Here is a 24,360-nt window from a genome sequence, read left to right as displayed (position 1 = left end):
GGCCCGAGGTGACTAGGACTGCTTCGCCTTGCCGCCCATGAGGTTCAGGGCCGACCCGGCCTTGAACCAGGCGATCTGGCTCTGGTTGAAGGTGTGGTTCAGCGAGATCCGGTCCTCACCGCCGTCCGCATGCCGGGCCACCAGCGTGAGGGGCACGCCAGGCGCAAAGCCGGCCAGGCCGAGGATGGACAGGCGGTCGTCCTCCAGGAGCTTCTCGTAGTCCATGGGGTCCGCGAAGGTCAGAGGCAGCATCCCCTGCTTCTTGAGGTTGGTCTCGTGGATGCGGGCGAAGCTCTTCACGATGATGGCGCGGCCGCCCAGGTGCCGGGGTTCCATGGCGGCGTGCTCCCGGCTGGAGCCCTCGCCGTAGTTCTCGTCGCCGACGACCACCCAGCCGATGCCCGCCGCCTTGTAGGCCCGGGCCACCTTGGGCACCTCGTCATAGCCTCCCGTGAGCAGGTTCTTCACCCGGTTGACGGCTCCGTTGAAGGCGTTGGTGGCGCCGATGAGGAGGTTGTTGCTGATGTTGTCGAGGTGGCCGCGGAACCGCAGCCAGGGCCCCGCGGCGGAGATGTGGTCCGTGGTGCATTTGCCCTTGGCCTTGATGAGGATGGTCAGGTCCGTGAGGTCTGAGCCTTCCCAGGCCTTGAAGGGATCCAGCTTCTGGAGGCGCTGACTGGCGGGATCGATCTTCACCTCGATGCGGTGCCGGTCTTCCGGCGGGGCCTGGTAGGTGGCCTTTCCGGGGTCGTAGCCCTTCCTGGGCAGGCTGTCGCCGCTGGGGGGCGCCAGCTTGAAGGGTTTGCCGTCCGCCCCGGGGAGGGTGTCGGTCTCTGGGTTGAAGGTGAGCCGGCCCGCGAGGACGAAGGCCGTGACGATCTCCGGCGACGCCACGAAGGCGCAGGTCTCGGGGTTGGCATCATTGCGCGCGGCGAAGTTGCGGTTGAAGCTCGTGATGATGGAGTTCCGCTCGCCCTTCTGGATGTCGTGGCGCTTCCACTGCCCGATGCAGGGACCGCAGGCGTTGGCCAGCACCATGCCGCCCACCTCGGTGAAGACCGCCATCTGCCCGTCGCGCTCGATGGTGGCCCGGATCTGCTCGCTGCCCGGCGTGATGGTGAAGGTGGACTTGGCCTTCACGCCGTGCGCCAGGGCCTGCTTCGCCACGCTGGCGGCCCGCTCCATGTCCTCGTAGCTGGAGTTGGTGCAGCTTCCGATGAGGCCCACCTTCAGTTCCTCGGGATAGCCCTTCTCCCGCACGGCAGCTGCGAATCGGGACAGGGGCCAGGCCAGGTCCGGCGTGAAGGGGCCGTTGATGTGGGGTTCCAGGGTGCTGAGGTCGATCTCGACGACCTGATCGTACTGGCAGCCCTCGTCGGCCTTCAGGTGTTCAGCGAAGCCCATGGCCAGCTCCGCGATCTCGCCCCGGGCGGTGGCCCGCAGGTACTCCGCCATGCGGGCATTGAAGGGGAACAGGCTGGTGGTGGCGCCGATCTCCGCGCCCATGTTGCAGATGGTCCCCATGCCCGTGCAGGAGATGGAGTCCACGCCGGGGCCGAAATACTCCACGATGGCGCCGGTGCCGCCCTTCACCGTGAGGATGCCGGCCAGCTTGAGGATCACATCCTTGGGCGAGGTCCAGCCCTTGAGCGCCCCGGTGAGCTTCACGCCGATGAGCTTCGGCGCCTTCAGCTCCCAGGACAGCCCCGCCATGACATCCACCGCGTCCGCCCCGCCCACGCCGATGGCCACCATGCCCAGGCCCCCGGCATTCGGTGTGTGTGAGTCGGTGCCGATCATGAGCCCGCCGGGGAAGGCGTAGGTCTCCAGCACCACCTGGTGGATGATGCCGCTGCCGGGCCTCCAGAAGCCCAGGCCGTACTTGTCGCACACCGACGACAGGAAGTCGTAGACCTCCTTGTTCTCGGCGTTGGCGCGGGCGAGATCCGGGCTGGAACCCACCTCGGCCTGGATGAGGTGGTCGCAATGGACGGTGGAGGGCACGGCCACCTCGGGCAGTCCCGAAGTCATGAACTGGAGGAGCGCCATCTGGGCCGTGGCATCCTGCATGGCCACGCGATCGGGCCGCAGGTCGAGGTAGCTCTTCCCCCGCAGGATCTCGGCCTGATCCGGGTGATCCAGGTGGCCGTAGACGATCTTCTCCGCCAGGGAGAGTGGCCGGTTCAGCCGCTGGCGCACCACCTTCAGGCGGGCGGCCATCTGCTCGTAGGCGGCCTTGACGAAAGAGGGAGTGGAGTCGATCTGGGCCATGGCAAAACCCTCCTGGCTTCGGCAGTGTAGTCCCGATTGCGGAGCGCCGCCTTGAAAGGACCCGGATGGGCCCCGCCAATTTTCTTAGGCGGAACAGGGTTTCGCGCGCACCATGGAAGGGTGGGTGTCCTGGACAGCCATGCGGATTCTTCCGGCCCAGGGCATGGCCTTTCCAGCCTGGGAACCACCCCGGGGGCTCCATGAAACTTGTCGCCAAGCTGGTTCCGGCCACGAACCAAGCAGGGGATGGCCTGCGCCATCCACGCGGGGCCCGACGGAGTCTTGGCGGGCCCCCCCGCGCGGCCCGGAATGGGCAACCGCCCGAACGGCTTCAGCCCGCCTGAAGGAGGAAGCTCGATGGATGCCACCCCACCCCGCCCGCCCCGCATCGCCTTCCTGGGCGGCTATCTCCCGAGGCTCTGCGGCATCGCCACCTTCACGCATGACCTCTGCGAGGCGGTGGCCGCCGCCGCGCCCGCCTCGCAGTGCTACGCCGGGGCCATGAACGACCGCATCGAAGCTTACGACTACCCTCCCCGCGTGCGCTTCGAATTGGACGAGAAGGATCTGGATTCCTACCGGCGCGCCGCCGACTTCCTGAACTTCAACAACGCCGATGTCCTCTGCGTCCAGCATGAATTCGGCATCTACGGGGGGCCCGCCGGCAGCCACCTGCTGGCCCTCCTCAAGGAAGTCCGGATGCCCGTGGTCACCACGCTCCACACCGTGCTGCGCGATCCGAATCCGGCCCAGCGAAAGGTGATGGAAGAGCTGATCCGACGCAGCGACCGGTTGGTGGTGATGGCCCGGAAGGGCGCGGAAATCCTGCGCGAAACCTACGGGGCGCCCGACGCCAAGGTGGAGATCATCCTCCATGGCATCCCGGACATGCCCTACCTCGACTCGAGCTTCTACAAGGCTCAGTTCGGCGTCGAAGGGCGCACGGTGCTGCTCACCTTCGGCCTGCTCGGCCCCGGCAAGGGGATCGAATATGCCATCGAAGCCCTGCCGGAGATCGTGAAGCGCCATCCGAATGTGGTCTATCTCGTGCTGGGTGCCACCCACCCCCACCTGGTCGCCCGCGACGGAGAGAGCTACCGCCTGGGCCTGGAGCGCTTGGCCGAGGACCGCGGCGTGAAGGACCATGTCATCTTCTACAATCGCTTCGTGTCGCTGGAGGACCTCAAGGAGTTCATCGGCGCGACGGACATCTACCTGACCCCCTACCTCAACGAGGCGCAGATCACCTCGGGCACCCTCGCCTATGTGTTCGGCGCGGGCAAGGCCGTGGTTTCCACGCCCTACTGGCACGCCCAGGAACTGCTTGCGGAGGATCGAGGGATCCTGGTCCCCTTCCGCGACCCTCAGGCCATCGCCCAGGGCGTGTGCGCCTTCCTCGATGACCCGGACCGCCTGAGGCGGACCCGGGAGAAGGCCTACGGGCTCGGGCGCGAGATGATCTGGTCCGCCGTGGCGCAACGGTACCTCGAGGCCTTCCAGTGCGCCCGCACGGAGCGGCGGGCCGCGCCGCGATCGGCCTTCGCCAACTGGACGCTCGCCAGCCGGCCCTATGACCTGCCTCCGCTGCGGCTGGATCATGTCGTGCGCATGAGCGATGCCACCGGCATCATCCAGCACGCGTCCTTCAATGTGCCGAACTACCACGAGGGCTACTGTACCGACGACAACGCGCGGGCCTTCATCCTGTGCAACCTGTTGGATGAGCTCGGAGACCGGCCGCCCTCCGAAAACCTCGACCGCCTGGCCACAAGCTACCTGGCCTTCCTGTCCGCCGCCATGAATCGCGGGACCGGCCGGTTCCGCAATTTCATGAGCCACGGCCGGAGTTGGCTGGAAGAGGCGGGGAGCGAAGACAGCCACGCCCGGGGCCTGTGGGCCGTTGGCACGGGGGCCGGCCGCTCCCGCAACGCCGGCCACCGGCGGCTATCCGCCCATCTCTTCGAGCACGGGTTCCCCGCAGTCCAGGCCTTCTCCTCGCCCCGGGCCTGGGCCTTCGCCCTGCTCGGCATCCAGGAATACCTGGAGGCCTTCCCGGACCACGCGGAGGTGAAGGCGCTGCGCGAGGGCCTGGTGCACAGGCTCGTGAGCCTCTGGAAGGGTTGCGCGACCGAGAACTGGCCGTGGTTCGAGTCGAAGGCCACCTACGATAATGCCCGCCTCTGCCAGGCCCTCATCCTCGGCGGCCCGTCGACTTCCCACCCGGAGGCCCTGGAGATCGGGCTCAGATCCCTGCGTTGGCTCGCTTCCATCCAGAAGACGCAGTCCGGCCACTTCCGGCCCATCGGCTGCAACGGCTTCTATGAGCGGGATGGCGCCCATGCCTATTTCGACCAGCAGCCGGTGGAGGCCCAGGCGATGGTCTCCGCCTGCCTCGCGGCCCATCGGGTCACCCGCGACGAATCGTGGCTCCGCGAAGCCAAGCGCGCCTTCGAATGGTTCCTCGGGCGCAATGATCTCGGCCTTCCCCTCTATGACTCCAGCAGCGGAGGCTGCGGGGATGGGCTGCACCAGGACCGGGTCAGTGAGAACCAGGGGGCCGAATCCACGCTGGCCTTCCACCTTTCGCTGGCCGAAATGAACTTTGCCGAACATTCGATCGAAGCCCTGCCGGACAATGCCTCATGACCCCTATTCCCCTCCGCCGCCACGAGACGATGCTCGTTCCCGAAAGCGCCCGGGTCATCATCCGGCCCTTCATCCCGTCCAGCTCCCACCGGGTCACCACCATCATCGGCCGCGCCCTCGCCCTGAGCGAGGAGGAGACCGAGCGGGACCTCAAGACCGTCCTCGCGGAGTTCGATTCCCGCCACCTCGACATCGAGACCCCGCTGCTGGCGAACTACGATCGGGTGCTGCCCCATATCTTCACGCAGCGGCCGCTCTCCCACGCCCGCAAGCTCCTCATCGGCGCGCTCTTCTCCGGGGAATACGCGCTGGAATCCGCGGCGCTCTTCAACCCCTCCATCGTGGCCCACCCCGACCAGAGCGGCGTGCCCACGGGCGCCCTGCGCTTTATCATGAGCCTGCGCGCCACCGGCGAGGGGCATGTGTCCTCCATCGAGTTCCGCACCGGCCTCATCGCCGCCGAGGGCGGCATTCGGCTGGACCCCGTTTCGCGCTTCGTCTCCCTGCCGGAGATCGCACCCAACCCCAGCTACAAGAAGACGGCCTTCATCGTCAAGCTGCACGAGATGGGATTCGACAACGGCCACACCACAGCCGTGATGGCGCCGCTGGCGGACCGCTTCACCCGGAGCGACCTGAACCGCAGCCTCCTCGCCATCCGCCGCGAGACCCGGCCGCTGACGCAGGATTTGAAGAACGCCCTTCGCTGCATCCAGTGGCTCGCCGACTCCAACTACGAGATGAACTTCGCGCCGACGCTCGCCATGAGCGAGCGCGTCATTTTTCCTGTCTCGACGAACGAGAGCAACGGCATCGAGGATGCGCGCTTCGTCCGCATGGTGGAGGACGACGGCTCCGTGATGTATTACGCCACCTATACGGCCTACAACGGACACGCCATCCTTCCCCAGCTCATCGAAACGCAGGATTTCCTTCATTTCCAGGTATTGACCCTCAGTGGCACGGCCGTGCAGAACAAGGGCATGGCGCTGTTCCCCCGGAAGATCGACGGCAGCTACGCCATGCTGTCCCGGCAGGACGACGAAAACCTTTTCATCATGTTTTCGGACAATCCCCACTACTGGAGTGACTCGAAGGTGCTCCTCCGGCCTGCGGAAATGTGGGAGTCCGTGAAAATCGGGAACTGCGGGTCGCCCATCGAAACCGAGGCCGGCTGGCTGGTCCTGACCCACGGCGTCGGTCCCATGCGCAAATACTGCATCGGTGCGGCCCTGCTCGACCTGCAGGATCCGACCAGGGTCATCGGCCGTCTACGAGAGCCCCTCCTGGGGCCCGAGGGCGTCGGCCGCGAGGGCTATGTCCCCAATGTCGTCTACAGCTGCGGATCCATGGTGCACGGCCGCGAGCTCATCCTCCCCTTCGCCATGAGCGACCGTGCCACCACCATCGTCAGCGTTCCCCTGGACGAGCTGCTGACCGCCTTGAAGGCCTGAGGCAGCAGGGCCCCTCCCGTTGGAGAGTGCTCTTCGGACTTTGGCTGCCCCTTCGTCATCGGCAGGGACGAACCGTATAAGTTTCACTCATGGGGGCGAAGAAGTGGTCTTCCCCAACCTTGACCCCGGCTCCCTCCTGCCCGTAATCTCCCCAAAGGAGCGATCGGTTGAAACTGACCCAGGGGGAGAAGTCCGAACGAAGCCGCAGCTTGATCCTGGAGGCAGCCCTCCAGCTCTTCTCGAAGCAAGGCTATCGGGGCACCAGCATCCGGGAGATTGCCGAGACGGCGGGAGTGTCCACGGGGAATGTCTATTACCACTTCCCGGACAAGGAGACCCTGTTCAGGACGCTCCTCGACCAATACTGGGAAGCCATCGACACGCCGGAGTTTCCCTTCAACAAGGCGCTGGCCGCAGGGGCCTTCCCGGATGATCTCGAGGCCCTTGCCGAGGCCGCCCGGGAGAGCGTCACGACCTACCGTCGGCATGTGGCCCTGATCTATGTGGATGTGGTCGAGTTCGACGGCACCCACATCCGGAAGTTCTACGCGGGCATGTCGAGCCGGTTCGAGACCTTCCTGAACCGGCGCTTCCCCGGCGATCAGCTGAAGGATCAGCTGGCACCTGGACTGGATCCCACCACCGCGCTCATGTTGGCCAGCCGGGTCTTCCTCCAGTACTTCGCCGTGGAGGTGCTGTTCGGGGTCCCCGATCAGCTGGGCCAGGGAACCCCCGCAGCCCTGAAGGAGATCTCCAAAATTCTCCGTCGGGGCTTCCTGAGACCACCGGATCCAGAGAAATAACCACCCATCCGTCGGCACCGTGGGTTCAAGGGGCAGTCAGCTCCTGACTCAAGTCGCCTATTTATTAGGTTTGCCTCTACGGGCGGGGCAAGAAATGAGACCTGCGTCACACGATGGAAACCATTTCATGTTTCCCGTTGACACGGGTACGGCCGAAGAGGAATCTTCTAAAAAAACCGACCGACCGTTCGTTTTTTAATTTCAACCGCACCGCTCTGCCCGCCCCTACTCGCCCGCACGGCCCCGAGAGGACCCATGAACCGATTCGCGACGATCGCATCCACAAGCTGCTATCTGCCCGAGATTGAGGTTACCAACGACGAGCTTCGCCAGCGCTTCGCCCACATCCCCGACTTCGTGGACCAGATGGAGGCTTCCTCGGGCATTCGCAGCCGGTGGCATGTCCCCGAGGGCTGGGCGACCTCGGATCTGGCCCTGCCGGCCGCGAAGCTGGCCCTGGAACGGGCGGGCCTGCGTCCCGAAGATGTGGACCTGATCATCCTCGGCACGGACTCGCCGGACTACATCACCCCCGCCACTTCGGTCGTCCTGCAGCACAAGCTGGGCGCCGTGAACGCCGGGACCTTCGATATCGGCTGCGCCTGCGCCTCCTTTCCCACGGCCCTGGCCTCGGGAGCCGGCTGGATCGCCACCAACCCGGCCATCAAGGTCGTGCTGGTGGTGGGCGCCTACCTGATGCACAAGCTGGCCTCCCCCGACGATCCCATGAACTTCTTCTACGGAGACGGCGCCGGCGCAGTGGTGCTGGTGGCCTCGGATCGTCCCGGCTTCATCGGCGCGGCGGCGCAGGCGGGCGGGGCCTACCACAAGTACTGGGGCCTTTTCTCCGGCGGCACCTACGAGCCCGCCTCCGTGGCGTCGGTGGCCGCAGGGCGGACGACGGTGAAGATGCTCGAGCGCTACCCGCCCGAGATCAACCACGAAGGCTGGCCCCGCCTGGTGCGCAAGCTGGCGGCCGATAGCGGGTTCACGCTCTCAGACATTGATTTCATCCTCTTCACCCAAGTGCGCAAGCCCTCCATCGATCTGGTCATGGCGGACCTGGGACTGCCCATGGAGAAGACCCACACCATCATGGAAGGGTGGGGCTACACCGGCTCAGCCTGTCTTCCGATGGCCCTGGACGACGCCCTCGCCAAGAAAAAGCTCCGCTCCGGCGACCGGCTCGTGCTGGTCGGCTCGGGGGTGGGCTACAACCAGGCGGCCGTGGCTTTCACCATGCCCTGATTCCCCAGAGGGGGAAGTCGGGCCAACCATTCCAAGCATGAAAGGACAGTGGTCATGAGCAAAGCAAGCATCATCGGTGCCTACAACACCCAGTTCGGCGCCTTCGTGAAGAAGGACAAGGCCACGGGTCTACTCACCGACACCAAGTCCTACTACGACCTGCTGGTCGAGGCCGGTCGCGGCGCCATTGCCGACGCGGGGCTGGATCCCAAGGACATCGACGCCATCTATGTGGGCTCCTGCTCCCCGGGTTCCTTCATCAATCAAGAGCATGTGGCGCCGCTGGCCGCCGAGATCGATCCGGCCCTGCGCTTCAAGCCCATGACCCGCTGCGAGTGCGCCTGCGCCTCGAGTTCGGTGGCGCTCTACGACGCGGTCTATGCCATCGAGGCCGGTCGCGCCAAGCATGTGCTGGTGATCGGCGTGGAGAAGATGAACCTGCTGCCGACGCCCCAGATGACCCATGTGCTGGCCTGCTGCTCGCACTGGCCCAGCGAAGGCTCCCGGGGCATGTCCTTCCCCATGTTGTTCGCCGAGTATGCCAAGGGCTACCAGGCGCACTACAAGATCCCGAACGAGGAACTGGAGAAGATGCTCTGGACCGCCGGGGCGCTCTGCTACAAGAACGGCGCCGAGAACCCGCTGGCCCATATCCAGAACGGCCCCGCGACGGTGGAGGCCGTCATGAAGCTCAATGAGCTGGATGCGAAGGGCAAGTGCAAGAACATGATGGTCGCCGCGCCCCTCCGCCTGCACGACTGCTCCCTGGTGACCGACGGCGCCGCCGCCCTGGTCATCACGCAGACCGCCCATGTCACCAACAAGGCCCGCGCCGTGGAGATCGCCGGCATCGGCCACTCTGCCGAGCGCCTGCCGGAGAATGTGCGCCCCAACATGCATGAGCTGATGGCCGGCAAGGATGCCGTGGCCAAGGCCTTCAAGGAAGCCAACATCACCGCCGCCGACATCGATCTGGCCGAGGTGCATGACTGCTTCACCATCAACCAGATCCTCTCCACCGAGGCGCTCGGCCTCTCCATGGATGGCCGCGGCGGCTACGACTACCTGGATGGCCGCTTCACGCGGGATGACCAGGTGGCCATCAACCTCTCCGGCGGCTTGAAATCCAAGGGCCATCCCGTGGGCGCCACCGGGGCCTCCATGCATGCCCTGATCTACAAGCAGCTCATCGGCGAGCCCATCGGCGTCAAGGCCAAGAAGGCCGACATCGGCGTGGCCTTCAATGTCGGAGGCTCCGCCGTCACCAACTGCGTCACCGTTCTGAAGAAGCTGTAGGGACGGAGGCCGACCATGCCCACCCTCACCTACAACGACATGACCTTCACGGTCGAGCCCCGGGGCGATCGCTGGGATATCAGCTACGCCCTGCCCAATGGTTCCAGCGCCATCGTGGGAGCCGGCCTCTTCGCAGGCCTGGCCGAAGCCGAAGCGGCCGCCCGGGCCCTGACCCTGGTCAAGACCATCTTCCCCGTCGGCATCAAGTCGGTGGGCCCCGATGTGGCACACCCCAGCACCATCGGGGACCTGAAGATCGTCGGCCCCGATGTCACGCACCCGAACTTCATCTACTGGAACAAGGACAGCGTGTCCTGCCCCAAACAGCTCTGATCCGGCTCCATTCCCTCCATTCATAAGGACGATTCACATGGACATCAAAGGCAGCGTGGCCCTCGTGACGGGCGGCGGCAACGGCATCGGCGAGGCGGTGGTGAAGCACCTCGCCAAGCAGGGCGCCCAGGTCGCCGTGGTCGACATGGCGCAGAAGAACATCGACCGCGTGGTCAAGGACATCAAAGAGATGGGCGGCGAGGCCATCGGCATCCAGGCCAACGTGACCAGCGAGGCCGACACCGCCCGGTACATCAAGGGCACGATCGAGGCCTTCGGGAAGCTCAACATCGCCGTCTCCTGCGCCGGCATCATCCGGGACGGGACGATGCTCAGCCTGGACAAGGAGACGGGCCAGGTCTCCAAGAAGCTGGACCTCGCCAAGTGGCAGGCCGTCATCGACACCAACCTCACGGGCACCTTCCTCACCATGCGGGACGCCGCCGAGGCCATGGTGAACGGCGGCTGGGAGGGCCTGCTGGTGCCGATCTCCTCCGTGAACAAGGCGGGTCAGGTCGGCCAGCTCAACTACTCCTCGGCCAAGGTCGCGGATGCCCTGATGCCCAAGATCATCGTGGGCGAGTTCCTCATGCGCGGGATCCGCAACATCCGCTGCGTGGCCATCGCCCCCGGCTACACCGCCACGCCCATGCTCACGGGCATGAACCAGGATGCCCTGAAGGCGATCCTCGAGGATGTGCACCTCGGCCGCCTGGTGGCCCCCGAGGAGATCGCCTCCCTCATCGGCTACTGCGTCGAGAACCAGGCCTTGAATGCCACCACCATCGAGATCACCGGCGGCCTCTGCTACCCGAAGGGGATCGCCAAGTAAGCATCTCCCTGCCCTCGAGCAGGTGCCGGACTTCAGCCAGACCCGTCACCCCGCAACTCTCCCCTTTTCTTCCTCCCTAACCCCTTGGATCGTGGGCCAAGCGCCCCTTCCATCACTCACATAAAGGACAGGTCATGAACATTCGTTTCGCTGTCGTTGCAGCCGCTTCGGCCTTCGCGGCCTTGCCCAGCTGGGGCCAGGGTCTCCAGGTGGGTGCCGGAACCAACATCACGCTCTCGGGCCTGCTCGCCGTCGGAGTGAAGCAGAGCGAGGTCACCAACACGGCGCGCCCTGGCATGGGCAAGGAACTGCGCCTGGATGACAACACCTCCCGCGTCATCATCAGCAGCACCTCCAAGATCACGGACGGCTGGAATGTGATCTTCCGCATCGAGAGCCGCTTCCAGGCTGATGTGCGCCCCGTGGACCCGGCTTTCCCCGGCACCACCCTCTACAGCGGCAACATCACGGGTTGGGCGGATGGCGACACCTGGGGCGGCATCTCCTCCCCCTACGGATCGCTCATGTTCGGCAAGTCCACCCTCTACTACACCGATACCATTTCCGTCGGCTACCTGGCCCCCTCCCTCGAGGCTCCCGGCGAGAGCTACCGGATTTGGGATGACAACGGCCTGGGCACCTTCAACATGCTCGACCAGGTCACCCCCATCAACAAGACCACGGGCGCCGCCGTGGGCAGCAGCTTCACCCTGGGCAACACCCGCTCCAGGAATGTGATCCGCTTCAATTCCATCAACTACAGCGGCTTCGATTTCTCCCTGGCCTACAGCAAGAACCCCGATGGGGATGAGCTCAAGTACACGGTCAACGCACCGACCGCCGTCCCCGGCACCGCCGGCTACCTCACGCGGGCCTACAATGCCGGTGGCACCATCTACGCAGGTGCCCGCTACAACAAGGGCCCCATCTCGGCCTCTCTGAGCTACCTGGACAAGAAGGTCAATGGCGGGGTGACCGCCGCCGGGTACGCCGGACCCCAGGATCTCCAGGCTGTTCGCGCCGGCGTGTCCTACAAGTTCCCCATCAACCTGAAGGTGGGCGTCGTCTACGACAACACCTCCATCGACAACGCCGTGATCGGCACCGTCGCGACCTCCGAGGCCGCCAAGCGCTCCGTCTTTGAGGTTCCCATCTCCTACGGCTGGGGCGATCACGCGGTCTACCTGACCTACTCCAAGGCCGGCGACACCTCCTCCCGCGCGGACACGGGCGCGACGCAGTTGAACCTCGGCTACGACTACGCCATGACCAAGCGGGCGTTCATCGGTGTCTTCTACACCGCGATCAAGAACGAGGCCAAGGCCCACTACACGCCCTTCCTCTCCGGCTCCTCGCTCGGCGGCACGACCAACTCCGTGACCGGCGAGAACTGGCGCCAGATCGGCTTCAACATCAACTACTGGTTCTAGCCTGGAGGAGGGTGACCGGGGCTTTGCCCAGGCATCCTACCGCCCCCAAGCTGGATCAAGGGACGCTGGACCCCGGGGGGGCTGGCGTCCCGCTTCACCGAAACCCAAGGAGACACCATGCAACTCAGACGAACCCTCATGAGCGGCCTCGCCGCGGCGGTTCTGGGCACAGGACTCGCCGTGGCCCAGGACATCAAGATCGCCCATGTCTACGATAAGACGGGCGTGCTGGAAGCCTACGCCAAGCAGACCCACGCCGGCCTGATGATGGGCCTGGAGTACGCCACCGGCGGCACGATGATGGTCAACGGCCACAAACTGGTAGTCGTCGAGAAGGACACCCAGGGCAAGCCGGATGTGGCCAAGTCCCAGCTGGCCTCGGCCTATGCCGATGACAAGGTCGCCCTGGCCGTGGGCCCCACCAGCTCGGGTGCCGCCCTGGCGATGCTGCCCGTGGCCGAGGAATACAAGCGGATCCTGCTGGTGGAGCCGGCCGTGGCCGATTCCATCACCGGCGACAAGTGGAACCGCTTCATCTTCCGCACGGGTCGCAACTCGTCCCAGGACGCCATCTCCAATGCCGTGGCCCTGGACAAGGCCGGCGTGAACATCGCCACCCTGGCCCAGGACTACGCCTTCGGCAAGGACTTCGTGAAGGCCTTCCGGGGCGCCCTCAAGCAGGCCAAGCTCGTGCACGAGGAGTACCTGCCCGCCACCACCACCGACTTCACCGCCGGAGCTCAGCGGCTCTTCGACAAGCTGAAGAACCTGCCTGGCCGCAAGATCATCTTCATCAACTGGGCCGGCGGCGGCAATCCCTTCAAGATCGCCGATCTGAATCCCAAGCGCTTCGGCATCGAGATCGCCACCGGCGGCAACATCCTGCCAGCGCTGGCGGCCTACAAGGCCTTCCCCGGCCTGGAGGGCTCCGCCTACTACTACTACGAGATCCCCAAGAACAAGATCAACGAATGGCTGGTGAAAGAGCACTTCAAGCGCTTCAACGCGCCGCCGGACTTCTTCACGGCCGGTGGCATGTCGGCCGGGCTCGCGGTGGTGGAAGCCCTCAAGAAGACCAAGGGCGATGCCAGCACTGAGAAGCTCATCGCCACCATGGAAGGCATGTCCTTCGAGACCCCCAAGGGCAAGATGACCTTCCGCAAGGAAGACCATCAGGCCATGCAGACCATGTACCACTTCAAGATCAAGGTCGATCCCAAGGTCGCCTGGGCCGTGCCTGAGCTGGTGCGTGAGATCAAGGCCGAGGACATGCAGATCCCGATCACCAACAAGCGCTGAAGCCCTCCGGGTCCGGTCGCGTCCTTCGGGGCGCGGCCGGACCCGGCCGCCTTCCCCGACCTCCGCCCCCTTTCGAGTGACCCTCATGTTCGCCCTGGAAACGCAAGACCTCACGATCCGCTTCGGTGGCCATGTGGCCGTCAGCGCCGTGTCCTGCGCCTTCGCGCCTGGCACGCTGACCGCCATCGTCGGCCCCAACGGCGCGGGCAAGACCACCTACTTCAACCTGATCTCAGGACAGCTCAGGGCCACCGCCGGCCGCGTGCTCCTCCATGGTGAGGACATCAGCGGCTGTTCCGCCCCGCAGCGCAGCCGCCGCGGCATCGGCCGGGCCTTCCAGCTGACCAACCTCTTCCCGAATCTGACCGTCCTGGAAAACATCCGCCTCGCCGTCCAGTCGCGGGCCGGGGTGGGCCTCAACCTCTGGAGCATCTGGAGCAGCCACCGCGAGCTCACCGGCCGCGCCGAGGAGGTGCTTGAGACCGTGGCCCTCACGGCCAAGCGGGACCTTGCCGCGGCCGCCCTGCCCCACGGCGATCAGCGCAAGCTGGAGGTGGCCATCCTCATGGCTCTCGAACCCGACATCTTCATGTTCGACGAGCCCACGGCAGGCATGAGCGTGGACGAAGTGCCGGTGATCCTTGACCTGATCCGTTCGCTCAAGGCCCGGCGGGACAAAACCATCCTGCTGGTCGAGCACAAGATGGATGTGGTGCGGGAGCTGGCCGACCGAATCATCGTGCTCCACAACGGGGCCCTGGTGGCCGATGGAGAGCCCGCCGAGGTGATCGCCTCGCCCATCGTCCAGGAAGCCTACCTGGGAATCGAGGTGGCGAAATGAGCGCACCCCTGCTGCAGCTCGACGGAGTGCACACCCACATCGGCGCCTACCACATCCTGCACGGGGTGGACCTCCAGGTCGCCCGCGGGGAGCTCACGGTCCTGCTGGGCCGCAACGGCGCCGGCAAGACCACCACCCTGCGCACCATCATGGGCCTCTGGCCCGCCTCCTCCGGAGCCATCCGCTTCGACGGCGCGGAGATCGGCGCCCTCAGCACGCCGGAGATCGCGCATCGGGGCATCGCCTATGTCCCCGAGAACATGGGGATCTTCGGCGACCTGACCGTGCGCGAGAACATGCTCCTCGCCGCCCGGGGCGCCAAGCGCGTCGAGGACATCGACACCGCTTGCCTGGACCGGGTCTTCGGCCTGTTCCCGGCCCTGAAGCGCTTCTGGCAGCACCCTGCCGGGCTGCTCTCCGGCGGCCAGAAGCAGATGCTGGCGGTGGCCCGGGCCATCATCGAGCCGCGCCAGCTCCTGCTGATCGACGAGCCCAGCAAGGGCCTGGCGCCGGCCATCATCCAGAACATGATCGCGGCCTTCCGCGAGCTCAAGCAGACCGACACCACCATCCTGCTCGTGGAGCAGAACTTCAATTTCGCCCGCCAGCTTGGAGACAAGGTGGCCGTGATGGACGGCGGCCGCATCGTGCATGCGGGCACCATGGCCGACCTCGCCGGGGACGAGGGCCTGCAGCAGCGCCTGCTGGGCCTCTCCCTCGCGGCCCATCAGTGATGAGGAACCGCCGATGAACGCTGTCACCCCCTCAACCCTGGCCCTGGACGCGCTGCCGACGGTGCGTCCGGACCGGATCCCGCTGCTGCTGCTCCCCGTGCTGGCCCTCGTAGCCATCCCGCTCACCGGATCCTTCTCCACCTGGGTCACGCTCACCTTCGCCGGCCTGGCCATGGGCATGATCATCTTCATCATCGCCTCGGGCCTGACCCTGGTCTTCGGCCTCATGGATGTGCTCAACTTCGGCCACGGCGTGTTCATCACCCTCGGGGCCTTCCTCGCCACCTCGGTCCTGGGCCGCATGACCGGCTGGACCGAGAGCGAATCCCTGGCCCGCAACCTCCTGGCCGTGCTGCCGGCCATGGCCGCAGCCATGGCGGTGGCCGGGGGCGTGGGTCTCGCCTTCGAGCGGCTGATCATCCGGCCGGTCTACGGCCAGCCCCTGAAACAGATCATGATCACCATGGGCGGGATGATTGTCGGCGTCGAGCTGATCAAGGTCATCTGGGGGGCGCAGGCCATCCCGCTGCCCCTGCCGGTGGCCTTCCGCGGCTCCCTGCTGTTCGGCGAGGCGGCCGTGGAGAAGTACCGGCTGATCTCCGTGGTCATCGGCCTCTGCGTGTTCGCCGTGATGTTCTGGGTGCTCAGCCGCACCAAGGTCGGCCTCCTGATCCGGGCCGGCGTGCAGGACCGCGAGATGGTGGAGAGCCTGGGCTACCGCATCGGCCGGCTGTTCATCGGCGTCTTCGTGGCGGGGTCCGCCCTGGCGGGCCTGGGCGGCGTCATGTGGGGCCTCTACCAGCAGACCGTCACGCCCGAGATGGGCGGCCAGATCAATGTGCTGCTCTTCATCGTCATCATCATCGGCGGCATGGGCTCCGTGGGCGGATGCTTCATCGGCTCCCTGCTGGTGGGCCTGATGGCGAACTACGCCGGCTTCCTCGCCCCCAAGGTGGCCCTCTTCTCCAACATCCTCCTGATGGTGATCGTCCTGATGTGGCGACCTGAGGGGCTCTATCCGGTGGGGAAGCGATGATCTTCAGCCGTCTGCTTTCCGGTGACCTGCCCCGCAGCCGCGTGCTCGCGGTGCTCCTGCTGGCCATCCTGGCCGGGCTCCTGCTCACCCCCTTCGCCTTTCCCGGGGCCAAGGCCCTGAATGTCGCCGCCAAGATCTGCATCTTCATCGTCCTGGTGTCGAGCTTCGACCTGCTGCTGGGCTACACCGGCATCGTCTCCTTCGCCCACACCATGTTCTTCGGCATCGGCGCCTACGGTGTCGCCATCGCCCTGAACCGCATGGGGCCCACCTGGACCGGCGTGGCGGTGGGTGTGGCCGCAGCCCTCCTCCTCTCGCTCGTGCTGTCCCTGCTGATCGGCCTGTTCAGCCTGCGGGTGAAGGCCATGTTCTACGCCATGATCACCTTGGCCGTGGCGACGGCCTTTCAGACCTTCGCCTCCCAGCTATCGGACTTCACCGGGGGCGAAGACGGACTCACCTTCAAAGTCCCGGAGTTGCTGTCGCCGGGCTTCTCCCTCTCGGAGCACCCCTTCCTGGGCGTATCCCTGGACGGGCGCCTGATCGCCTTCTACCTGCTGGTGGCCGTCATGCTGGTGCTCTTCCTCCTCATGCTCCGCATCGTCAACTCGCCCTTCGGCCGCGTGCTGCAGGCGATCCGCGAGAATGCCTTCCGGGCGGAGGCCCTGGGCTACCGGACCGTGGTGTACCGCACCTATTCGAATGTCCTTTCCGCCTGCTTCGCCACCCTGGCGGGCGCCCTGCTGGCCCTCTGGCTGCGCTACAACGGCCCCGACACCTCGCTCTCTTTCGAGATCATGATCGACATCCTGCTCATGGTGGTGATCGGCGGCATGGGCACCCTCTACGGCTCGGTGGTGGGGGCCACGCTGTTCATCATCGTGCAGAACTACCTGCAGGATCTGATGAAGCTGGCCAGCGAGGGGATGAGCAAGGTGCCCCTGGTGCGAGACCTCCTCCACCCCGACCGTTGGCTGCTCTGGCTCGGCATCCTCTTCGTCCTGAGTGTCTACCGCTTCCCCACCGGCATCGTCGGGAAGCTCCGGGCCAAGGCCCGCGCCAAGGCCTGATTCCCGACATTTCGGATCTCCGGGAGGTGATCCACCATGCCCCACCTGCGCGCCAACGGCGTTGATCTCCACTACGAATTCCACGGTCCCGAATCCGGCGAGCTCCTCGTGCTCAACAACGGCATCTTCATGAGCACGGCCGCCTGGGGATTCCAGCTGCCCGAGCTGGCCCGACGGTACCGGGTGCTGGCCTACGACATGCGAGGCCAGGGCAAAAGCGGGCACCCCGAGGGCGAGTATTCCCTGGAGCTGCACGCCGCGGACCTGGCGGCCCTGATGGATGCCCTGAAGCTCGGCCCGGCCCACATGGTCGGCACCTCCTACGGCGGCGAGCTGAACCTGCTCATGGGCCTCCGGCATCCGGAGCGCTGCCGCAGCCTGGTGATCATCGCCTCGGTTTCCCACAGTGATGCGCTGTGCGCGGCCATGGTGGAGCGGTGGCGGCTGGCGGCCCAGCTCGGCGACGGACAGGCCTTCTTCCGACTCATCTACGCCGATGTCTACTCCGAAGCCTTCCTGACGGAGCGCCCCGACTTGGTCCCCCTGGCCGAGGCCCGGTACGCCGCCCTCGACCTGCCCGCCGCCGTACGCCTCATCGAGAGTTTCCAGAAGTTCAACATCACTTCGGATCTGCACCGCATCCAGGTGCCCACCTGCATCGTTTCGGCGGAGCTCGATCTCCTCAAGCCCCGGAAGTACGGGGAGATCATGCACCGGGCCATTCCCGGAGCCGAGTTCCACCTGATCGCAGGGGCCGGCCATGTCGTCGTCGTGGAGCGGGCGGCAGAGGTCAACACCCTCATTCTCGGCTTCCTGGCCAAGCACGCCGCGTGAGCGCACCGGGAAGCCCCAGGTATCTTTCAGGAGTTGCCATGAATGCCCAGGATATCTACCGCAGCAAGCGGATCACCATCGACGAGGCCGTCTCCCACATTCAGAGCGACAACGATGTGATCGTCGCCCAGTGCGCCTCGGAGCCCCAGGGCTGCATGTCGCGCTTCCACATCGTCGGGGACCGTGTGCGGAATGTCCGCGTGTTCTCGGTGCTGACCCTCAAGGAATACGACTTCTACATGAAGAAGGAGATGCAGGGCCACTTTGAGCTGGCCTCTTGGTTCCACGCGCCGGGCTCCCGCGCCGCCCTCAAGGCCGGTACGGGCACCGTGACCTATGTGCCGAACATGCTCCACCGCGCGGCCACGGATCGCATCCATGCCCACCGGCCCGACATCTTCTTCGGCACCTGCACGCCGCCGGACAAGCACGGCTTCGTCTCCCTCTCGCTGGGCATCACCTACGAGAAGGACATCATGGACCACGCCCGCCTGGTCGTCCTCGAGGTGAACCCGCGCCTTCCGCGGACCTTCGGCGACACCCAGGTCCATGTATCCGAGGTGGACTACTTCGTCGAGCACGACCAGGAAGTTCCCTCCCTGCCCGCTCCCGTACCCAACGCGACCGACCTCCAAATCGGCGCCTACATCGCGGACCTCGTGGAGGACGGCTCCACCCTCCAGCTGGGTATCGGCGGCATCCCCAACGCCGCGGCCCTCGCCCTCAAGGGCAAGAAGGACCTCGGCGTCCACACCGAGATGCTTGTGGATTCGATGATGGAGCTCTACCAGATGGGCGTCATCACGAACGCCCGGAAGGCGCTGAAGCCGGGAAAGTTCCTTACGACCTTCGCCATGGGCTCGCGGAAGTTCTACGACTGGCTGGACGACAATGTGGCCGTGGAGTTCCAGCGCGGCAGCTGGGTGAACAATCCCGCCATCGTCGCGCAGAACTCCAGGATGGTCTCGGTCAACACCTGCATCTCGGTGGATTTCACGGGGCAGGTGGCCAGCGAATCCATCGGCACCAGCCAGTACTCGGGCACCGGCGGCCAGTCCGACACGGCTCAGGGGGCGGTGGCCGGCTTCGATGGCCTGGGCAAGAGCATCATCGCCTGCTACAGCACCGCCAAGAACGGCACCGTCTCCACCATCACCCCGACGCTGCCCCTGGGCTCGGCCGTGACCCTGCACCGCTCCCATGTGGACCATGTCGTCACCGAGCATGGCGTGGCGCGGCTGCGCGGCCGGACCGTGCGCGAGCGGACCCAGGAGCTCATCAGCATCGCCCACCCGGACTTCCGCGCCGAGCTCATCGAGCAGGCCCGGAAGCTCGGCTACCTGTGACCAGGCTGGGCGTCTCAACTCAATCTTGAATGGAGCGTGTGCCATGCATGTAGGCATCATCGGGTACGGAAACTGGATCCCCTCGGGCAGGGTGACGGCCGCGGATCTGGCCGCTGCCACCGGCATCCCCGAGGAGGTCATCGCCCTGAAGTTCGGCGTGAAGGGCAAGCCCATCGCCGGGCCCGGCGAGACCACGGCCTTCATGGGGCTGGCCGCTGCCAACAAAGCGCTGGCCAGCGCCGGGATCGAGGGGGGCGCCGTGGATCTGGTGATCTGGTGCGGCGCCCAGCACAAGGACTACCCCTGCTGGCTGGCCGGCCTCTATGTGGCCAACCAGATCGGCGCAAAGAACGCCTGGAGCTTCGACATGGAGGCCATGTGCGGCTCCATGATGGCCGCCCTGGATGTGGCCAAGGCCCTCATGACCACGCACCCCGAGCTGGGAACCGTTCTCCTCGTCTCGGGCTACCGCAACAACGACCTCATCGACCCGGCCGTGCCCGAGACCCGGTTCATGCTCGACATCGGCTCCGGCGGCTCCGCCCTGGTGCTGAAGAAGAATGCCGGCCGGAACGCCATCCTAGCCTCGGCCTTCCGCGGCGATGGCTCCCTGTCCGAGATGTGCATCGTGCCGGCCCTGGGTTCCAAGGCCTGGCCCCCTGCATCCGGCGATCTGGCGCGGGCTCACTTCGTGGTGCCGGACGAGCCGGCCTTCAAGGCCAAGCTGGGCGAGGTGACCATGCCCAACTTCTACGCCGTGATCCGCGAATCGCTGAAGCTGTCCGGCCTGTCGGAGCGGGAGCTCGACTACCTCGCCATCCTCCACTTCAAGCGCAGCGCCCACGATGCGGTCCTGGCCGAGCTGGGCCTCCGGCAAGACCAGAGCACCTACCTGGACGAGTACGGCCATCTGGGCCAGAACGACCAAGTGCTCTCGCTTGAGCTTGGGCTGAGGGACGGAAAGATCCACGACGGCTCCCGCTTGGTGTTCGTGGGCGCCGGACTCGGGTTCGTTTGGGCCGCCACCACCATCCAGTGGGGCCCGTATTCGGAGTAGGGAGGTCACATGTTTTTGGGATGGATCCTGGGTGCCCTGGCGCTGGGCGCGTTGCTCATCATCGTTCTCGCCTTCGGCTGGCTGATGCTCAAGCGGCCGCTGGAACTCTTGGATTGGGGCACGCGGCGGGCCTTGGGCCGGGCCGGCCTGGAGAAGTGCGTCGTCCCCTCGCCGGTGGGCCCCCAGACTGTCTTCGTGGGGGGCACGGGGCCCTTGCTGGTGTTCCTGCACGGCGCCGGTCACCAGGCCGGGACCTGGCTGCAGTCCGTCCGGGCCCTCGGTACAGACTACACCCTGATCATCCCGGACCTCGCGGGCCACGGCGAGAGCGCCCCCGTCACGGGCCCCATCCAGGCCTCGGACATCGTGGGTGGACTGGAGGCCGTGATCGCCAGCCAGGCCCAGGGCCGTCCGGTCACCCTCATCGGCAACTCGCTGGGCGGCTGGATGGCGATGGTGCTGGCCACCCGGCACCCCGAATGGGTGGAACGGATCGTCGCCGTCAACGGCGGCCCCCTGGCAGGCACCGATGCGAGCGTGCGCATGCTGCCGGCCACCCGTGAGGAGGCCCGCGAGACCATGGCCCGGCTGCGGGATGCCAGCAGTCCCGCCATCCCCAACCATGTCCTGGATGATCTGGTGCGCCGCTCCCGAAGCGGGCCCTTCGCCCGCTTCGTGGCCACCACCCCCACCATGGGGGCCTGGGCACTCACCGAGGCCCAGCTCGCCACCATCCAGGTTCCGGTGCGGCTGATCTGGGGTGTCTCGGATGGACTGATGCCCCTGGCCTACGCCGAGCGCATGCGGGCGGCCCTGCCCGATGTCGAGCTCTTCCCGCTGGAACGCTGTGGGCATGTCCCCCAGCAGGAGGCCCCCGAGCGCTTCCTGGCGGCGCTACGGCAGGCCCTGGGATAAGCCCTGGGGTAGGCGTCTCCGGTTGAAGCTGGGACGGGCGGAGGCGAGTGGGCTGACATCGAGCCGGTAACCCCGGGCGACTTCGTGCCGTAGGTTCGGATGGCAGCCTGCAAAGGCCGCCCCGGGTGCCTGTACCCAACAGCCCCGGGACCGTGGATTTCCCCATGCCACCGTCCGCCCCCGGCAACTCCGATGGCAACGGGCGACGGAAAAATGGACATCGGAGAACGGGCACCCGCCCCGACCACTAAACCAATTACGAAGATTTTCGTTGACGACTACGAAACCTATCGTATCTTTTCGGCATTCCCCTTCCGGAGCCCTTTCTCATGCAGCCTTCCGTCCGCCCCACCGATGCCGAACTCGCCATCCTCCGAGTCCTCTGGGAGCGGGGACCGAGCACGGTGCGGCAGGTCTTCGAGGTGCTGTCGGCGGAGCGGGAGCTCGGCTATACGACGGCACTGAAGATGCTGCAGATCATGGATGAGAAGGGCCTGGTTCAGCGGGACGCCACGGATCGCACGCATGTCTTCTCGGCCACCCAGACCCAGGCCGAGACCCAGCGGACCATGCTCGACGACCTGCTGGACAAGGCCTTCGGGGGGTCCTCCTCGAACCTGGTGATGCAGGCGCTCGCCACGCGCAAAGCCAGCCGGGAGGAATTGGCGGAAATCCGGAAGATGCTCGACCAGGCGGAAGGGAGGAAGCGATGACCACGCTCCTGTCGCTCGTGCAACACCCCCTGGCCCAGACCCTGGGCTGGACCCTGATCCACTTCCTCTGGCAGGGGGCGGCCCTGGGCCTGCTGGCCTGGATGGGCCTCCTGCTCATGCGTGGCGCCAGCGCCAAGGCCCGCTATGGCGTGGCCTGCGCCTTCCTGCTGCTCATGGTGGCCGCCCCCACGGGGACCTTCCTGCTGCTTCAGCAGTCCTCGGCGGCCCTGGCCGAGCCCTTGCGCCTGAGCCTGGAGGCATCTGCAGCCACGGCCGCGAGAACGGGGGCGGCGGTTCCGGATGCGCCGCTGCCCCAGCGGGTCAAGGCCACCCTGGATCCGGTCTTGCCCTGGCTGCTGGCCGGATGGGCCGTCGGGGTCCTGCTGCTGTCTACCCGGTTCCTGGGGAGCTGGGTCCGCGTGCAGCGCCTGCGCCGGCTCGGCGCCACGCCCGTTCCTGCCGAATGGCACCTGGTCGTGTCGCGGCTCTGCCGGGACCTGAAGCTCGCCCGCGCCGTGCGGCTGCTCCAGTCCGCCGCAGTGGAGGTGCCCACGGCCCTGGGCTGGCTGCGTCCCGTGATCCTGCTGCCCGCCTGCGCCCTGTCGGGCCTGACGCCCTTGCAGCTAGAGGCCATCCTGGCCCACGAGCTGGCCCACATCCGCCGGGGTGATTTCCTGGTGAACCTGCTCCAATCCCTCGTCGAAGTGCTGTTCTTCTACCACCCCGCCGTCTGGTGGCTGTCGGCCCGCATCCGCGCCGAGCGCGAACACTGCTGCGACGATGTGGCCGCCGAGCTCTGCGGCGACCCCCTGATCCTGGCCCGGGCCCTCACCGACCTCGAGGCCCTGCGCGAACCCGCCGCCGCATCCCCCACCCACCTGGCCATGGCCGCCAATGGAGGCTCCCTCATGCATCGCATCCGCCACCTGCTCCAACCCTCCCTGCCCATCCCCGGCGGTGTCCGCGCCACGACCCTCGTCCTGCTGGCGGCCTCTCTGCTGGGCGCGGCGGGCGTCGTCCTCCAGGACAAAGACAAGGAAACCACCCCCAAGGGCGGCTCCAGCACCCGCATGAAGGTTCTCGACGGCGACCGCCAGGTGGATGTGCGCCTGAAAGGCGAGGTCAAGCTCGACCCTTCCGCCCAGGAACCCGTGACCGTGCCCGGCGACGGCAGCTTCCGCATCGAAGAGAAGAAGGGCGGGAAGCTCCGGACCTATGCCGCCACGAAGGACAAGAAGACCTACACCGTGGATGGCCAGGAGAAGGCCCTGGACGCCGAGGGTGAAGCCTGGCTGCGCGACGCCGTGAAGGAGGCCGCCAAGGCGCAGGCAGGACGCGACAAGGCCCACCGCATCGAGATTCGCACCCGGCATTTCGAGGGCCGCACCCGGGATATGGAAGCCCGCGAGCGGGAGCTGGATGCCCGTTCGCGCGACATGGAGATCAGGACGAAGGACCTGGAACACCGCGCCCAGAGCATGACGCCGGAAGAGCGAGCCAAACTTCAGACGGAGGCCGATCGTCTGAAGGCCGAGGGTGAAAAACTGAAGGTCAAAGGGGAACGCTGGAAGGCTGAGGCTGAACGCCTCAAGGCCGACCCCGAGATGCAGGCCCTCATCGCCAAGGCGGAGGCTGAGGGCCACAGGGTGCACATGGAAGTTCGCAAGCATCAGGACGGTCCTCCCGGGACCGTGGTGATCCGGCGCCACGAGGACGGCAAGGGCGTCGTGGAAAAGCGGCTGAAGGTGATCCAGGAGGGCGGTGACCCCAAGGAAGGCGGCACCTGGGCCTTCATCGGGCCTGAGGCCTCCGACGAGGAGACCGTGATCGTCGAAGGCATGGACAAGGAGATCCACATTCCGCCCGTCCCCATGCCCCGGATGCGCTTCAAGCACTCGGCGCCGGACCCGGGAGTCGATCCGCAGGTGGAGATCCGGGCCCTGCAGTCGGCCATGAAGTCGATGCAGAAGCGCCTCGACCAGCTGCAAAAGCAGATGGCCACGGCACCGAAGGCCCCCAAGGCGACGAAACAGCCCCGGCTGGCGCCCATGACCCCCCTGGCCCCCATGGCGCCCCTCCCGCCGCCTCCGCCTCCACCGCCGCCCGCGCCGGAAGCCCCCCCGGCCCCGCCCGCGCCGCCCGAAGACCCCCATCGCTGACCTGAATTTTCTTTTCCCGGAAGAAGGGCCCGCCATGCGGGCC

The 24,360-nt window shown here is 66.3% G+C and carries 20 protein-coding genes; 19 read left to right on the top strand and 1 reads right to left on the bottom strand.

Annotated features, from left to right (window positions below):
* Positions 1–12: 12 nt before the first annotated feature.
* A complete protein-coding gene (locus QUD34_RS00840) occupies positions 13–2,271 on the bottom strand; it encodes an aconitate hydratase (RefSeq protein WP_286354691.1) in 2,259 nt (752 codons plus the stop codon).
* Positions 2,272–2,628: 357 nt separating this feature from the next.
* Between QUD34_RS00840 and QUD34_RS00835 the strand changes: the two genes are divergently transcribed.
* From QUD34_RS00835 to QUD34_RS00745, 19 genes are all read left to right on the top strand, one after another.
* Positions 2,629–4,917 (top strand): glycosyltransferase family 4 protein, encoded by a 2,289-nt coding sequence (locus QUD34_RS00835; RefSeq protein ID WP_286354690.1) that lies wholly within the window; start codon positions 2,629–2,631, stop codon positions 4,915–4,917.
* A complete protein-coding gene (locus tag QUD34_RS00830) occupies positions 4,914–6,371 on the top strand; it encodes a glycoside hydrolase family 130 protein (protein ID WP_286354689.1) in 1,458 nt (485 codons plus the stop codon). Before QUD34_RS00835 ends, QUD34_RS00830 begins: the two co-directional genes overlap by 4 nt.
* A 167-nt stretch (positions 6,372–6,538) precedes the next feature.
* The gene (locus QUD34_RS00825) at positions 6,539–7,174 is read left to right on the top strand and encodes a TetR/AcrR family transcriptional regulator (RefSeq protein WP_286354688.1); all 636 of its coding nucleotides are present in this window, start codon (positions 6,539–6,541) and stop codon (positions 7,172–7,174) included.
* Between the two features lie 255 nt (positions 7,175–7,429).
* Positions 7,430–8,422: a 3-oxoacyl-ACP synthase III family protein gene (locus QUD34_RS00820; protein ID WP_286354687.1), complete on the top strand. Its 993-nt coding sequence runs from the start codon at positions 7,430–7,432 to the stop codon at positions 8,420–8,422.
* Positions 8,423–8,476: 54 nt separating this feature from the next.
* Positions 8,477–9,718 (top strand): thiolase C-terminal domain-containing protein, encoded by a 1,242-nt coding sequence (locus tag QUD34_RS00815; protein WP_286354686.1) that lies wholly within the window; start codon positions 8,477–8,479, stop codon positions 9,716–9,718.
* A gap of 15 nt (positions 9,719–9,733) precedes the next feature.
* A complete protein-coding gene (locus QUD34_RS00810; protein ID WP_286354685.1) occupies positions 9,734–10,051 on the top strand; it encodes a hypothetical protein in 318 nt (105 codons plus the stop codon).
* A gap of 37 nt (positions 10,052–10,088) precedes the next feature.
* Positions 10,089–10,883, top strand: a complete 795-nt coding sequence (locus tag QUD34_RS00805) for an SDR family NAD(P)-dependent oxidoreductase (RefSeq protein WP_286354684.1) — start codon at positions 10,089–10,091, stop codon at positions 10,881–10,883.
* 134 nt (positions 10,884–11,017) lie between these two features.
* The gene (locus QUD34_RS00800) at positions 11,018–12,313 is read left to right on the top strand and encodes a porin (RefSeq protein WP_286354683.1); all 1,296 of its coding nucleotides are present in this window, start codon (positions 11,018–11,020) and stop codon (positions 12,311–12,313) included.
* Between the two features lie 117 nt (positions 12,314–12,430).
* Positions 12,431–13,612, top strand: a complete 1,182-nt coding sequence (locus QUD34_RS00795; protein ID WP_286354682.1) for a substrate-binding domain-containing protein — start codon at positions 12,431–12,433, stop codon at positions 13,610–13,612.
* 85 nt (positions 13,613–13,697) lie between these two features.
* A complete protein-coding gene (locus QUD34_RS00790) occupies positions 13,698–14,453 on the top strand; it encodes an ABC transporter ATP-binding protein (protein ID WP_286354681.1) in 756 nt (251 codons plus the stop codon).
* Positions 14,450–15,187, top strand: a complete 738-nt coding sequence (locus QUD34_RS00785) for an ABC transporter ATP-binding protein (protein ID WP_286354680.1) — start codon at positions 14,450–14,452, stop codon at positions 15,185–15,187. The genes QUD34_RS00790 and QUD34_RS00785 overlap by 4 nt, the downstream gene beginning before the upstream one ends.
* 13 nt (positions 15,188–15,200) lie before the next feature.
* Positions 15,201–16,223: a branched-chain amino acid ABC transporter permease gene (locus tag QUD34_RS00780; RefSeq protein WP_286354679.1), complete on the top strand. Its 1,023-nt coding sequence runs from the start codon at positions 15,201–15,203 to the stop codon at positions 16,221–16,223.
* Positions 16,220–17,293, top strand: a complete 1,074-nt coding sequence (locus tag QUD34_RS00775; RefSeq protein ID WP_286354678.1) for a branched-chain amino acid ABC transporter permease — start codon at positions 16,220–16,222, stop codon at positions 17,291–17,293. Before QUD34_RS00780 ends, QUD34_RS00775 begins: the two co-directional genes overlap by 4 nt.
* Positions 17,294–17,329: 36 nt before the next feature.
* Positions 17,330–18,127 carry an alpha/beta fold hydrolase gene (locus tag QUD34_RS00770; protein ID WP_286354677.1) on the top strand — a complete coding sequence of 266 codons (798 nt, stop codon included), beginning with the start codon at positions 17,330–17,332 and terminating at the stop codon, positions 18,125–18,127.
* A 38-nt stretch (positions 18,128–18,165) separates the two neighbouring features.
* The gene (locus QUD34_RS00765) at positions 18,166–19,473 is read left to right on the top strand and encodes an acetyl-CoA hydrolase/transferase family protein (protein WP_286354676.1); all 1,308 of its coding nucleotides are present in this window, start codon (positions 18,166–18,168) and stop codon (positions 19,471–19,473) included.
* A gap of 43 nt (positions 19,474–19,516) precedes the next feature.
* Positions 19,517–20,530 (top strand): 3-oxoacyl-ACP synthase, encoded by a 1,014-nt coding sequence (locus tag QUD34_RS00760; RefSeq protein ID WP_286354675.1) that lies wholly within the window; start codon positions 19,517–19,519, stop codon positions 20,528–20,530.
* A gap of 9 nt (positions 20,531–20,539) precedes the next feature.
* Positions 20,540–21,445 carry an alpha/beta fold hydrolase gene (locus QUD34_RS00755; RefSeq protein ID WP_286354674.1) on the top strand — a complete coding sequence of 302 codons (906 nt, stop codon included), beginning with the start codon at positions 20,540–20,542 and terminating at the stop codon, positions 21,443–21,445.
* A gap of 329 nt (positions 21,446–21,774) precedes the next feature.
* On the top strand, positions 21,775–22,158 hold the full coding sequence (locus QUD34_RS00750) for a BlaI/MecI/CopY family transcriptional regulator (protein ID WP_286354673.1): 384 nt from the start codon (positions 21,775–21,777) through the stop codon (positions 22,156–22,158).
* The gene (locus QUD34_RS00745) at positions 22,155–24,317 is read left to right on the top strand and encodes a M56 family metallopeptidase (RefSeq protein WP_286354672.1); all 2,163 of its coding nucleotides are present in this window, start codon (positions 22,155–22,157) and stop codon (positions 24,315–24,317) included. The genes QUD34_RS00750 and QUD34_RS00745 overlap by 4 nt, the downstream gene beginning before the upstream one ends.
* The last annotated feature ends 43 nt before the right edge of the window (positions 24,318–24,360 follow it).

Origin of the sequence: Geothrix oryzae (assembly GCF_030295385.1) — a bacterium.
In the GTDB taxonomy this organism is placed as follows: domain Bacteria; phylum Acidobacteriota; class Holophagae; order Holophagales; family Holophagaceae; genus Geothrix; species Geothrix oryzae.
The sequence above is the reverse complement of the archived record's forward strand: the minus strand, read 5'-3'. Positions and strand labels throughout refer to the sequence as shown.

Bases quoted from the DNA above. Each gene is read 5' to 3' on its own strand.
- QUD34_RS00840 (WP_286354691.1), bottom strand. From the start codon at position 2,271: ATGGCCCAGATCGACTCCACTCCCTCTTTCGTCAAGGCCGCCTACGAG.
- QUD34_RS00835 (WP_286354690.1), top strand. From the start codon at position 2,629: ATGGATGCCACCCCACCCCGCCCGCCCCGCATCGCCTTCCTGGGCGGC.
- QUD34_RS00830 (WP_286354689.1), top strand. From the start codon at position 4,914: ATGACCCCTATTCCCCTCCGCCGCCACGAGACGATGCTCGTTCCCGAA.
- QUD34_RS00820 (WP_286354687.1), top strand. From the start codon at position 7,430: ATGAACCGATTCGCGACGATCGCATCCACAAGCTGCTATCTGCCCGAG.
- QUD34_RS00815 (WP_286354686.1), top strand. From the start codon at position 8,477: ATGAGCAAAGCAAGCATCATCGGTGCCTACAACACCCAGTTCGGCGCC.
- QUD34_RS00810 (WP_286354685.1), top strand. From the start codon at position 9,734: ATGCCCACCCTCACCTACAACGACATGACCTTCACGGTCGAGCCCCGG.
- QUD34_RS00805 (WP_286354684.1), top strand. From the start codon at position 10,089: ATGGACATCAAAGGCAGCGTGGCCCTCGTGACGGGCGGCGGCAACGGC.
- QUD34_RS00800 (WP_286354683.1), top strand. From the start codon at position 11,018: ATGAACATTCGTTTCGCTGTCGTTGCAGCCGCTTCGGCCTTCGCGGCC.
- QUD34_RS00795 (WP_286354682.1), top strand. From the start codon at position 12,431: ATGCAACTCAGACGAACCCTCATGAGCGGCCTCGCCGCGGCGGTTCTG.
- QUD34_RS00790 (WP_286354681.1), top strand. From the start codon at position 13,698: ATGTTCGCCCTGGAAACGCAAGACCTCACGATCCGCTTCGGTGGCCAT.
- QUD34_RS00785 (WP_286354680.1), top strand. From the start codon at position 14,450: ATGAGCGCACCCCTGCTGCAGCTCGACGGAGTGCACACCCACATCGGC.
- QUD34_RS00780 (WP_286354679.1), top strand. From the start codon at position 15,201: ATGAACGCTGTCACCCCCTCAACCCTGGCCCTGGACGCGCTGCCGACG.
- QUD34_RS00775 (WP_286354678.1), top strand. From the start codon at position 16,220: ATGATCTTCAGCCGTCTGCTTTCCGGTGACCTGCCCCGCAGCCGCGTG.
- QUD34_RS00770 (WP_286354677.1), top strand. From the start codon at position 17,330: ATGCCCCACCTGCGCGCCAACGGCGTTGATCTCCACTACGAATTCCAC.
- QUD34_RS00765 (WP_286354676.1), top strand. From the start codon at position 18,166: ATGAATGCCCAGGATATCTACCGCAGCAAGCGGATCACCATCGACGAG.
- QUD34_RS00760 (WP_286354675.1), top strand. From the start codon at position 19,517: ATGCATGTAGGCATCATCGGGTACGGAAACTGGATCCCCTCGGGCAGG.
- QUD34_RS00755 (WP_286354674.1), top strand. From the start codon at position 20,540: ATGTTTTTGGGATGGATCCTGGGTGCCCTGGCGCTGGGCGCGTTGCTC.
- QUD34_RS00750 (WP_286354673.1), top strand. From the start codon at position 21,775: ATGCAGCCTTCCGTCCGCCCCACCGATGCCGAACTCGCCATCCTCCGA.
- QUD34_RS00745 (WP_286354672.1), top strand. From the start codon at position 22,155: ATGACCACGCTCCTGTCGCTCGTGCAACACCCCCTGGCCCAGACCCTG.